The sequence below is a fragment of the Capnocytophaga sputigena genome (assembly GCF_900446695.1).
Lineage (GTDB): Bacteria > Bacteroidota > Bacteroidia > Flavobacteriales > Flavobacteriaceae > Capnocytophaga > Capnocytophaga sputigena.
The window spans coordinates 72,850-85,381 of sequence record NZ_UAVP01000007.1 but is presented as its reverse complement, the minus strand read 5'-3'; the positions used below and the strand labels follow the sequence as shown (position 1 = coordinate 85,381).

11 protein-coding genes are annotated in these 12,532 nt (G+C 41.2%); 2 read left to right on the top strand and 9 right to left on the bottom strand.

Annotated elements, in window-relative coordinates:
* The first annotated feature begins 73 nt into the window (after positions 1-73).
* Positions 74-1,399, top strand: coding sequence for a sodium:proton antiporter NhaD (gene nhaD / locus DR017_RS04340; protein WP_002679983.1), 1,326 nt, complete (start codon positions 74-76; stop codon positions 1,397-1,399).
* Positions 1,400-1,452: 53 nt separating this feature from the next.
* Here nhaD and DR017_RS04335 read toward each other — a convergent pair whose 3' ends face one another.
* The 7 genes from DR017_RS04335 to DR017_RS04305 all read right to left on the bottom strand — a co-directional run bounded on the left by DR017_RS04335 (position 1,453) and on the right by DR017_RS04305 (position 10,425).
* Complete coding sequence (locus tag DR017_RS04335) at positions 1,453-2,385, bottom strand: peptidylprolyl isomerase (RefSeq protein ID WP_002679844.1); 933 nt, start codon at positions 2,383-2,385, stop codon at positions 1,453-1,455.
* A gap of 19 nt (positions 2,386-2,404) precedes the next feature.
* On the bottom strand, positions 2,405-3,589 hold the full coding sequence (locus tag DR017_RS04330; RefSeq protein ID WP_002679832.1) for an aspartate aminotransferase family protein: 1,185 nt from the start codon (positions 3,587-3,589) through the stop codon (positions 2,405-2,407).
* Positions 3,589-4,362: a GIN domain-containing protein gene (locus DR017_RS04325; protein ID WP_002680018.1), complete on the bottom strand. Its 774-nt coding sequence runs from the start codon at positions 4,360-4,362 to the stop codon at positions 3,589-3,591. Before DR017_RS04325 ends, DR017_RS04330 begins: the two co-directional genes overlap by 1 nt.
* A gap of 52 nt (positions 4,363-4,414) precedes the next feature.
* Positions 4,415-6,850: an FtsK/SpoIIIE family DNA translocase gene (locus DR017_RS04320; RefSeq protein WP_002679943.1), complete on the bottom strand. Its 2,436-nt coding sequence runs from the start codon at positions 6,848-6,850 to the stop codon at positions 4,415-4,417.
* Between the two features lie 321 nt (positions 6,851-7,171).
* Positions 7,172-7,672, bottom strand: a complete 501-nt coding sequence (gene tpx, locus DR017_RS04315; RefSeq protein WP_002680011.1) for a thiol peroxidase — start codon at positions 7,670-7,672, stop codon at positions 7,172-7,174.
* An 85-nt stretch (positions 7,673-7,757) separates the two neighbouring features.
* Positions 7,758-9,452: a single-stranded-DNA-specific exonuclease RecJ gene (recJ, locus tag DR017_RS04310; RefSeq protein ID WP_002679958.1), complete on the bottom strand. Its 1,695-nt coding sequence runs from the start codon at positions 9,450-9,452 to the stop codon at positions 7,758-7,760.
* 109 nt (positions 9,453-9,561) lie between these two features.
* Entirely contained in the window at positions 9,562-10,425 is an 864-nt protein-coding gene (locus DR017_RS04305; RefSeq protein ID WP_002680009.1) for a sigma-70 family RNA polymerase sigma factor, read from the bottom strand.
* 102 nt (positions 10,426-10,527) lie between these two features.
* On the opposite strand from DR017_RS04305, the gene DR017_RS04300 reads away from it, so the two are divergent.
* Positions 10,528-11,523, top strand: a complete 996-nt coding sequence (locus DR017_RS04300) for a glycosyltransferase family 2 protein (protein ID WP_002679878.1) — start codon at positions 10,528-10,530, stop codon at positions 11,521-11,523.
* 143 nt (positions 11,524-11,666) lie between these two features.
* Here DR017_RS04300 and DR017_RS04295 read toward each other — a convergent pair whose 3' ends face one another.
* Entirely contained in the window at positions 11,667-12,062 is a 396-nt protein-coding gene (locus DR017_RS04295; protein WP_002680001.1) for a PepSY-like domain-containing protein, read from the bottom strand.
* Positions 12,062-12,505: a PepSY-like domain-containing protein gene (locus tag DR017_RS04290; protein ID WP_002680046.1), complete on the bottom strand. Its 444-nt coding sequence runs from the start codon at positions 12,503-12,505 to the stop codon at positions 12,062-12,064. Before DR017_RS04290 ends, DR017_RS04295 begins: the two co-directional genes overlap by 1 nt.
* Between the last annotated feature and the right edge of the window lie 27 nt (positions 12,506-12,532).

Below are 12,532 nucleotides of genomic sequence, written 5' to 3'. Positions count from 1 at the left end.
ACAAAAAGATTTGGCATATAATAGAAAGTTTTAGTATATTTGCCACATTAATTTTAAAAATAATATTTATTGTATGGAACCTTGGATTATTGCCATTTTCTTCATTGGCTATCTCTGCATTACCACAGAACACCAAATAAAGGTGGACAAAACAATTTCAGCTTTAGCTATGGCTGTTATCTGTTGGACACTCTTAAAAGTTTCTAACATTGATGTAATGGAAGTTATAAACGGTGTATTAGTACCGGCTAACCCTGCCGACAATGCTACTGCTATCGACAAAGCTTTACAACATCACTTAGCTGAAACAGCTGAAATTCTCTTCTTCTTAATCGGTGCGATGACCATCGTGGAAATCATCGATATGCACCGTGGGTTTGAAATTATCAAACGATTGATTCGTACCAAAAGTAAAGTAAAACTCCTTTGGATTATAGGAATTATCGGTTTCTTCCTCTCCGCAATTATCGATAACCTTACTACAACTATTATCCTTATCACCATTCTGCGCAAGATTATTCCAGAACAAAAAGAACGTATATGGTACGCTTCTCTCATTGTAATTGCGGCTAATGCAGGAGGTGCTTGGTCACCTATCGGCGACGTAACTACTACTATGCTTTGGGTGAAAGGCAAAGTAACTGCTGCTAAATTAGTTGAGTACGTATTTATTCCTTCTGTTGTATGTTTGGTTGTACCTTTGCTCATTGCATCATTTTTACCTGTATTCAAAGGAAAAATTGATACTTCTAACAGTGAAGAAGGTATTACTTACAAAAGCAGTATGCCCGTGCTTTCTATAGGATTTATAGCTATTATTTTTGTTCCTATTTTCAAATCAATCACTCATTTGCCTCCTTATATAGGAATGCTCTTTGCTTTGGCTACAATGTGGTTTATTTCTGAAAAATTGAAACCTATCAGCGAACTTTCGCCTACTGATAAGGATAAATTCAGTATTCACCGTGCAATGAGCCGTATCGAGTTTTCTAGTATCTTATTCTTCTTAGGTATTTTGTTGGCAGTAGCATCATTGCAAACTATTGGAACACTTTTCAATTTTGCACAAACATTAAATCAAACTATTCCAAACACAAACGTAGTAATTTTGCTCTTAGGTTTTGCTTCGGCTATTATAGACAACGTACCATTGGTAGCAGCCAGTATGGGTATGTTCCAAGAAGGTATAGACCACGGTATTTGGCACTTCATCGCTTACGCGGCAGGTACTGGTGGTAGCTTGCTTATCATCGGATCGGCAGCGGGAGTTGTAGCTATGGGTATGGAGAAGATTAGTTTCTTCTGGTACGTAAAAAATATCTTATGGATAGCCCTCTTAGGATTCGTTTTAGGATACCTCACTTTGGTAAGTTTTGAAGCGCTACACTTCTTTGGATAATTAACAAGTAACAGATAAAACAATAAAGCCAGCTTTTAGCTGGCTTTATTATTTTATCCTACTGAAACTAATTCGACATCAAAGATAAGAGGCGCATTAGGAGGGATAACACCACCAGCACCTCGGCTGCCATAAGCAAGCTCTGAAGGGATAACCAAGCGGGCTTTGTCACCTTCGCTGAGGAGCAAAATTCCCTCGTCCCAGCCTTGTATCACTTGCCCTACCCCTACGGTAAATTGCAAAGGTTCTCTACGGCGATGAGAGCTATCGAACACAGATTTATCTAATAACATACCGGTATAGTGCACCGCTACTTTTTGTCCGGCTACTGCTTTTTTACCATTGCCTTTGTGGGTGATTTGGTAGTACAAACCACTGTCAGTTTTATCAAAACCTACTACTTCTTTAGCTAAGGCTTCTTCGGCTTTGCGTTTTTCTTCGGCTAAACGAGCTGCTTTTGCTGCTTTGAAATCTTCAAAAGCCTTGAGAGCGTCCCATTTTTCAGCCTCTGCTCCTACTCTTAAAATTTCAACTTTTTCAATTTTATCACCTTGTGCAATCGCATCTACCACCTCTTGACCTTCTACTACTTCACCAAAAACAGTGTGCTTATTGTCCAACCAAGGCGTTGCCAAATGCGTGATAAAAAACTGACTTCCATTAGTGCCAGGACCTGCATTTGCCATAGAAATCACGCCTGCTTTGTTGTGTTTCAATTCTGGGTGAAACTCATCATCAAAACGATAACCTGGGTCACCAGTACCTGTACCTAACGGACAACCGCCTTGTATCATAAAATTAGGAATCACACGATGAAAGGTGAGTCCGTTGTAATAAGGAGTGCCTAATGGTTTTTGTGAATTTTTCATTTTTCCTTCGGCAAGAGCCACGAAATTACCTACCGTAGCAGGAGTTTTGTCGTAAGTAAGACGCAGTAAAATAACGCCTTTATTAGTAGTTATTTTAGCATAAATTCCGTTTTCCATTTTTGTTTATTTTTAATTGTTAATTGAATTGGTTTAGCGCTTCAATAATGATATCGCAACCTTCTTTAATTTCTTCATCGGTGAGGGTAAGTGGAGGCGAAAGTCGTACGGCGCGGTGTTCAAACAAAAGCCAATAGACTATCAATCCTTTATCCTGACAGTAATTCACTACATAATCAGCGATTTCGGCAGTTTTCACGATCACGGCTAACATCAAACCGCGACCGTTGATACTTTCGATAAGTGGATGTTGCAAATACTTGCGGAAGAGTTTTTCTTTCTCTAAAGTTTGAGCCATCAGGTCGGTAGTGAGGAGCTGGTTGAGGGTTGCCAACGAGGCAGCTGCTATCACGGGATTGCCTCCAAAAGTAGTGATATGTCCCATTTTAGGACTATTTGCCAACAGCTGCATACGCTCATACGACGACACGAATGCCCCTACCGGCATACCGCTTGCCATCCCCTTGCCCATTGCGATAATATCGGGGGTAAAGCCATAGTTTTGGAAACCAAAGAGCTTGCCCGTACGCCCGAAACCTGGTTGTATCTCATCAATAATAAGGAGAGCACCTACTTCTTCACAACGGCGTTTTACCTTGATAAGATAGTCGTTTTGGGGTTCGATAAAGCCAGCTCCTCCTTGGATGCTTTCGAGCACTACCCCTGCGGTGCGTTCGGTGATTTTGAGGATATCGGATTCGTTGTTGAACTCTATAAAATCTACATCAGGGATGAGCGGACGATAAGCGCGTTTGCGTTCTTCATAGCCCATTAGGCTCATAGAGCCCTGAGTATTGCCGTGATAAGCATTTTTGGCAGCGATGAGTTGGGTGCGCCCCGTAGCGCGTTTGGCTAATTTCACCGAGCCCTCAATAGCTTCCGTACCTGAATTTACCAAATAGGTAGTGTTGAGTTCGGGGGGTAGTTGTGCTGCGAGGAGCTTGCAGAAGTCTACCGCAGGCTTTTGTATGTACTCGCCATACACCATTACGTGCATATAGGTAGCGCATTGCTCTTGTATGGCTTTCACTACCGCAGGGTGGCAATGCCCTAAGGTACAAGCCGATACCCCTGCTACAAAATCTAAATAACGCCTGCCGTCGGTAGTATAGATATAACTACCTTTGGCACGTTCCACCTCCAACAATCGCGGATAAGGAGAGGTGGGAGCTTGATATTTTAGAAATTCTTGTTGTTGATTCATTATTTTTCTTCTTTAATGACCTTAATCATTGAGTTTGTTTCTATTTGGTTAGTAGCATTACCTTTGTAATAAAGTTCAAAAATACCGCTTGGTTTTCCTTGTATAGTTCCGTCAATTCTCAATTTTGCTTTTACAATACCCGAAGTATTAAAGATAGCATTTTGTATTTTTAAGTCGTAAGTTTCTAATCGGATGATTCTGTTAGAAACGAAGTTAAGATTTTCTACTTTTCCACTAATAGGCAGCTTAGCGAGTGACCCTGCATTGAAAGTGAGATTTCGGCAATTGAGTTGTAAATTTCCTTCCTTACAACTACCTATTTCTAAGTCCAAATCGTTGACATTCAGTTTTAAATCAATCTCCGAAAGAAAGTCGAGAAGCATTTTATAAGAAGGCATATTTATAGGTTCTTCTGAACGAATTTTACCACTTTGCATTTTCAATTCGCTTGTTCCTTTAATTGGGATTTTAAGTTTTATGCCTCCTGTTTGCACAAAATTCACGCCTTTAGGTGTTTCCAAAGATATTTTCAAAGTACCATCTTCAACAGTAGCTTTGATGATAGGGTGAATTGCATTATCAGCATCGATGTAGATATGGTCGTTTTTTTCATTTACCAATGTAACCTCCCACCTACTATCGATATCTATTTTAGTGTACTTGGGCAGTTCTGTTCTTAGTACACTTCTTTCGCCAGAAGCTTGGAATACGTTTTGGGCTGTTGATAAGGCTGTTGCAAATAGCAAGCCTATTGATAGGATTATATTTTTCATTGTTTAATTATTTATTTCACTTAAGAGGACAAGCTGCAAAGAAGACATTTCACTATTCACTTCCTCCTAAGAGGCGGTCTAAACTTGTGATGTCTTGGATGAGCACTTGGCGGGCTTTACTGCCTTCAAAAGGTCCTACTACACCGGCGTGTTCTAACTGGTCGATGAGGCGACCTGCGCGGTTGTAGCCCAATTTGAGTTTGCGTTGCAAGAGCGATGCTGAGCCTTGTTGTGCATTTACTACCACTTCAGCCGCTTCACGGAACATAGGGTCGCGTTCAGAAGGGTCGAAATCTAAATCCATACTTTCACCCTCAGCACCTACGTATTCAGGTAGCAAGTAGGCATCGGGGTAGGCGCGTTGGGCTCCGATAAAATCAGTGATATGTTTGATTTCGGGGGTATCGACAAAAGCACATTGTATACGCACGGGTTCATTACCTTGTGAGTAGAGCATATCCCCCCTACCGATGAGCTGTTCAGCCCCAGATCCGTCCAAGATAATTTTAGAGTCGATTTTTGAACTCACTTTAAAGGCAACACGTGTAGGGAAGTTGGCTTTGATAATACCTGTAATTACGTTAGTAGACGGACGTTGGGTAGCGATAATCAAGTGAATACCAATAGCGCGGGCAAGCTGTGCCAAGCGAGCGATAGGGAGTTCCACCTCTTTACCTGCCGTCATTATCAAATCGGCAAACTCATCTACCACTAGTACGATATAAGGCAAGAAGCGATGTCCTTCGTTAGGGTTGAGTTGTCGTGCTTTGAACTTAGCGTTGTACTCTTTGATGTTGCGCACTTGAGCATTTTTGAGCAACTCGTAGCGGTTGTCCATCTCTATACAGAGGGAGTTGAGGGTGTTCACCACTTTTTTGTTATCGGTGATAATAGCCTCTTCACTATCGGGTAGTTTGGCGAGGAAGTGGCGTTCAATCGTCTCGAATATAGAAAGTTCTACTTTTTTAGGGTCAACAAGTACAAATTTCACCTCAGCAGGGTGTTTTTTATAGAGCAAGGAGCTTAGCACCACATTGATACCTACCGATTTACCTTGTCCTGTAGCTCCAGCCATTAGCAAGTGCGGCATCTTAGTAAGATCGGCGACAAAAGTTTCGTTGCTAATGGTTTTACCGAAAGCGATAGGGAGTTCCATTTCGGCATTTTGGAATTTCTGCGCCATAATCATCGAGCGCATATACACAGTGGTAGGTTTTTTATTAGGCACCTCAATACCAATGGTTCCTTTGCCAGGGATAGGAGCGATGATACGAATACCGAGAGCCGCAAGTGAGAGGGCGATATCGTCCTCCAAACTTTTGATTTTAGCAATACGCGTACCTGCCACAGGCACAATCTCATAGAGCGTAACAGTAGGTCCTACAGTCGCTTTGATTTTGGAAATTTCGATTTTGTAATCAGCTAAAGTTTTGATAATCGTATCGTTGTTTTCCTTTAGTTCTTCTTCGTTGATAATGATACCTTTATCTTTAGGTTCACTCAACAATTCGATTGTAGGGAAACGATAGTCGCTGAGATCTAAACGAGGGTCGTATTCACCGTAGTTTTCCACTAATTGTTTTGCTAAATCCTCGGGATCTATTACCGAAGGCGGCACAATAGGGGCAATGGTAAGCGGTGGTGCTTCTTCTTCAGGTACATTGGTAATTTCCAATTCGCCTTTGCCATCGAGGAATGGAATTTCTTTTTTATGAGTAAAAGGGTCGATTTTTTCATCTTCTACTTGCGGAATAACGATTTCTATATCTTGCTGATCGTCATCGCTAACTATTGTGTCGATAGGGGTAGTAGGAGGAGTTTCGTTGATATTATTCAGGTCGTCATCGTGTTCGCTGTGATGATCATCGTTGTGTTCACGTTTCAGTTTAGCGAAAATATTTTGGAAGAAAGACATTATTTTTTCGGGAGTGAGCTGCCATTTAGTAATGGCGTATACCAAGGCTATGAAAAAAAGTATTAAAAAAGTACCTATTTTGCCGAAATAATCTTGCAGAAAATGATTCACTTCATAGCCTGAAACTCCTGAAAGGATGGTAGATTTTCCTTGCAGAAAACCCAAAAAAGTAGCGAGGAGTACCATTAGCAAAGTACCCCAATACCAGCGGTTGAGCAGTGCTATTTTGATATTGAACAAATATTTGAGTCCGGAGAGGAAAATGAGCCATACGGCGATGAAAGTAGCGATACCAAAACCTTTGTACATCAGGAGATAGCTAAGGTAAGCCCCTATTTTGCTACCTAAGTTATCAGCTATTTCTTCACGATTGGTAAGGTCTGCCCACAAACTTTGGTCGGCTTGCCAGGAAAAGAAAAAAGATGTAAAAGCAAAAATTAAAAAGAGTGCGAGAAGCACTAAAAATCCTCCAAATATCAAGCGGCGTTGTTGAGATTTAACAGCTTTAGCTTCTTTCTTTTTTGCGGAATTTTTATCGTTATCTTTATCCTTATCTTGTTTTTTTTTAGCCATTTCTTTTAGGGTTTAGGAGGTCAGGGGACAGGTGTTAGGCTTTAGGCATCTAGGTGACCTCATTGAGGGGGCAAAGGTAAGAATAATTTGGCGATTTGGCAATAAAAAAGGTAACAAGCAGTGATTTGATAATAGAGAAGGTGTCCAAAAAGTTTTATTTATGTGGGCGTTTGCAGCACATACCCAGCTATCATTGGCTTTCACTCTAAAAGCAATTGATTACCAATACAACAAACTTTGCCAAAGTTTCAGACTTTGGCAAAGTTTGTGATGCAAAAAGAATTTTGAGACTTTCTGGACAGCCTTTTTGTGACACAATTATTAATTGTTAATTGCTTCGAGTGCTTTAGCGTAGTTAGGTTCGTTTGTTGTTTCGGGTACTTGCTCGGTATATACTACTTTGCCTTGTTCGTCAAGCACTACTATACAACGAGATAGCAATCCTTTTAGCGGACTATCAGTGAAAACGATAGGATAGTGAGCTGCAAAATCACCGCGGAAATCGGAGAGCATTGTAAGATTATCAATACCTTCGGCTGCACAGAAACGTGTGAGCGCAAAAGGCAAATCTTTTGATATACAAAGAATTGCTACGTTGTTGAGCTTTGAAGCCTCAACGTGAAATTTGCGCACAGATGCAGCACATACGCCTGTATCTACACTGGGAAAAATGTTTAGAATTACTTTTTTACCTCTGAAATCAGAGAGTTTTACTTCAGCTAAATCGTTTTTAACAGCTGAAAATTCAGGGGCTGCAACGCCTACTTTTGGAAGTTCACCAGCGGTGTGTGCTGGTTGTTCGTGAAATGTAATGTTTGCCATTTTTTTAGTTAAAAGTTAAAAGTGAATAGTGAATAGTGTAGCTGCAAAAATAATACCAAAATATATTAATTAGCAAATTATCAAATTATCTTATGTCTCTGACTTGCAACTGCAAACTTACTTTGCCATTCCACACATTTTCTTCTACCGAATAGACAATGCTAAAAGGTGTGCCAGAGGTGATGAGAGGGAGTTTATGAGCCAAACCAAAGCCTACTGCATCAAAATAGGCAGTGTTGCCTACCTCTCGCAAACAGAGTTTTAGGTGCTCATTAGTTTTGCCTATGTGTTTTGCAAAGCCTGTATCGACTACATTTTCGGCATAGAAAAGCGGTGGCAGGTTTTGAGGTCCAAAAGGCTCGAACTGCTTGAGAATATTATAGAATTTTTGAGTGAGTTTGCTCAAAGGAAGTGCGGTATCTATAGAGAGTTTTGGAGTGCGCAATTCAGGGTTGATGGTTTGTTTAACCACAGTTTCAAAGGCTTCTTTGAAGAGTGGATATTGCTCGGGGAGGAGCGTGAGTCCGGCAGCGTATTTATGTCCGCCAAACTGTTCCAAATATTGGCTGCACTGCTCCAAAGCCTCATAGATATCAAACCCTTGTACCGAGCGCGCTGAGGCGGCATACTTGTCGCCACTCTTGGTAAATACTATCGTGGGGCGGTAGTAATGTTCAATAAGTCGAGAAGCAACAATACCTATCACGCCTTTGTGCCATTCTTCATTCAGCACTACCGAGGTATAGCGATTTTGCTCGCCATTACTCTCTATCTGCCCCAGTGCTTGTTCAGCAATATAGCTATCTAATTCCTTTCGGTGGGTGTTGAGTTCATCAATTTCTTGGGCTTTGAGTAGTGCTTTTTCAGCATCAGGTTCAGTAAGGAGCGCTACTGCATATTTGCCGTGCTCTATACGTCCGGCGGCATTGATACGCGGTGCAGCCTTGAACACTACATCGCTTACTGTAATCGCCCCTTGATGTTCACCAAAGAGCGCTTTTACTCCTGCTGAGGGCTGCTGGTTGATCACTTCTAAACCAAAGTACATCAGCGTGCGGTTCTCACCGTTCATTGGCACAATATCGGCAGCAGTGGCGACAGCTACCAAATCTAAAAGAGGCATCAGTTCGCTGAACGGGCGTTGCAAATACTCGTGATATGCTTGTGCCAATTTAAAACCTAAACCACAGCCACAGAGTTCTTTATACGGATAAGGGCAATCAGCTTGTTGGGGGTCGAGTACTGCCACGGCATCGGGCACTTGGTCTGATGGGCGATGGTGGTCGGCAATGATACAATCAATCCCTTTTTCTTTGGCATATTGCACTTTATCAATAGCTTTGATACCACAATCCAAAGCAATGATAAGGGTACAACCTTGCGCCTCGGCATAGTCTATTCCTTGAAAAGAAATACCATAGCCCTCGCTATAACGGTCGGGTACATAAGTGAACAATTTAGAAGTGAAAGTGCTGAGATAACGTTCCATTAGAGAAACCGCACTAGTGCCGTCGACATCGTAATCGCCATAGATAAGGATAGTTTCATTATTTTTTAAGGCGTGGTCTAAACGAGTAACAGCTGCTTGCATTCCTTTCATCAGGAAAGGATTATGCAATTGAGATAAGGTAGGGCGGAAGAAATCTTTAGCCTGCTGAAAAGTGGTGATACCTCGTTGGGCTAAGAGTATTGCCAAGGGCTCGCTGATGTTAAGCTCTTGTTGTAGCTGTATTACAGTGGCTTGCGGTGGCAGCGGTTTAAAGTTCCAAGTATAGTTCATTTTATTTAGGTAAGAGGTAAGAAATAAGAAAAAACTTTGCCAAAGGAACAGCCGCAGGGGCAGGAAACTTTGGCAAAGTGTAGATTGTACAATCTTAATTTATAATTGACTATCCTAAGTAAGTTTTTAGAATTTTACTGCGTGAAGTATGTTTGAGACGGCGAATCGCTTTTTCTTTGATTTGACGTACACGCTCACGGGTAAGATCAAAAGTTTCTCCTATTTCCTCAAGGGTCATAGCGTGCTGGTCGCCCAAGCCAAAGTACAAACGAATTACATCAGCTTCACGAGGGGTAAGGGTTTCGAGCGCGCGCTCAATCTCGGTACGTAACGAATCTAAAATAAGCGACTTATCGGGGTTAGGCGATTCGTTACTGCGAATCACGTCGTAAAGATTAGAATCTTCTCCTTCCACCAAAGGCGCATCCATAGAGATATGACGCCCCGCATTTTTCATTGATTCTTTTACATCGTTTACGGACATATCTAACTCACGTGCAATTTCTTCGGCTGAAGGCACACGCTCGTTCGCCTGCTCGAGGTAAGCGTACATTTTGTTGATTTTGTTGATAGAACCAATTTTGTTCAGCGGCAAACGCACAATACGCGATTGCTCGGCTAAGGCTTGCAAAATAGACTGACGAATCCACCATACGGCATAAGAAATAAACTTAAACCCACGAGTTTCGTCGAATCGCTGTGCGGCTTTGATGAGCCCTAAGTTCCCTTCGTTGATAAGGTCAGGAAGAGTAAGACCTTGGTTTTGGTATTGCTTAGCTACCGATACTACGAAGCGCAAATTTGCTTTGGTTAGTTTTTCTAAAGCAGCTACATCGCCTGCTTTGATACGTTGTGCTAATTCTACCTCTTCATCGGCAGTGATCAAATCTACACGCCCAATCTCTTGTAAGTACTTATCAAGAGATGCGGTTTCACGGTTGGTTACCTGTTTGGTAATTTTTAGTTGTCTCATTCAGAAAAAATCCTTAATTTTGTCGATTCTTATACGTCCTATTATACGTATAGCTTTACACAGATGTTACAAAACCATCGAATTTTAACATTATATTAACAGATGAAGTACAGTTTTATCATTCCTATATACAACCGTCCGGACGAGTTAGACGAACTACTAAACAGCCTTGTATCACAAACTTACGAAGATACTTTTGAGGTAGTAGTAATTGAAGATGGCTCTACTATCCCCTCAAAAGAGGTATGTGAGAAATATAAAAATGATTTATCAATCACTTATCTTCCTAAACCCAACACAGGTCCTGGTGACTCTCGCAATTACGGGATGCGACACGCTCAACACGATTATTTTTTGATTTTAGATTCTGATTGCATTTTGCCTCCTCACTATTTAGAAGCTGTAGACGATTATCTGCAAGCTCATTATGTGGATTGCTTTGGAGGACCTGATACCGCTACCGATGATTTTACTGATATACAAAAAGCTATCAACTACACGATGACGTCCTTGCTCACTACTGGGGGGATTCGCGGTAGCCAAAAACGCATTCAACGATTTGAACCTCGCAGTTTTAATATGGGACTGTCACGCAAGGCTTTTGAGGCGACAGGTGGTTTTGGGAAAATACACCCTGGTGAAGACCCCGATTTAGTGATACGCCTCTGGGAACAAGGCTTTGAAACTGCCTTTATCCCTACTGCTTTTGTGTTCCACAAACGCCGTATTTCGTGGGAAAAATTCCGCACCCAAGTAAGTAAATTCGGACAGACACGCGCTATCCTCAACCATTGGCATCCACAAACGCGCAAACTTACTTTTTGGCTACCTACCTGCTTTACCTTAGGACTTTGTGGCGCTCTCCTACTCCTCGTTTGGGGGCGCATAGAACCCTTACTCGTGTATGTGTGTTACTTTATCCTTATAGGTTGGGACAGTGCTCGAGAAAACCGCAGTGTAAAAATAGGGCTGCTCTCAGTTTGGGCGCTTTTAGTACAGTTTTTTAGCTATGGCTGGGGATTCCTCAAAGCTACTCTTAAAATTGCTTTTTCTAAAAAACCAATGGAACAATTGTTTCCACACTTATTTTTTAATTAGGTGCAAGTGTGAGCCACACAGGCAAGTGTGAGCCGCACGGGCAAATGCGAGTTGAAACTTTAGTAAAGTGTAGTAACATAGCAATATGATATTCAATAAAAAAAGACCTCCGCAAAGAGGTCTTTTTATTTGTAGTAAAGTTATTAATAATTCCCGATAGGGTCACCATTGTGATTGAAAAACAAATCGGTGTGAGAGCCTATGATGTCTACTTTATAACCTATATTGGTTTTTCTAATCCCTTCGATGATATAGCCCTGCTGGGTAACATAATCGGCTATTTTTTTAGGGAAGAAGGTAGTAGGGATACTATTGCCATCTTCACCATCTACTTTTAGCCAATCGCCATTAGCTGTAAATTCTAGCTCGGTGCGATCTCTAAGTTCTACTGAATAGCCGTTGATATCATCTTCTCTTTCAACTTCTTTAACAGAAGTATGAGGAAAGTGAATGCTAATAAAATCACGTGCAGGCTGTGGCAATCGTGCGCACGAGCTGAGTGCAAGGGCTGCAAAAGCAGCAAAAAAGAGTTGTTTCATTAGTCGTCTATTCTTAAAAATTGTCCGTTAGCATTGAATTCTAAATCAAGTCCGTTAGCGAGTTCTACCTCATAACCATAGCGTTTCTTTTGGATTTTGTAAATCTCTGATTGAGGGTAAGTTTTCTTTACGTACTGAGCAATACCATTAGGGATAAGTTTTGCAGGTACAGCCTGAGTGCGAGTTTTTATTTCTTCCCAGTCGCCATTGGCATAAAATTCAATTTGAGTACCATCGTTGAAATACACTTTGTAATCTTGATCGTGGATATCATCGTCTTTCCATACTGATGCGATATCTCCTACTTTAAAGTGTTGTTTTACGAAAGCCTGTGCCTTAGCTGGCAATTGTTCGAAAGTGATAGGTAAATCTCTAGCTGACAAATCTTGTACTGCTACTACAGTCAATAAAAAAGTGGCGATAATTGATACTAATTTTTTCATCGTTTAATCTGTTTTTAAGTTTAACGC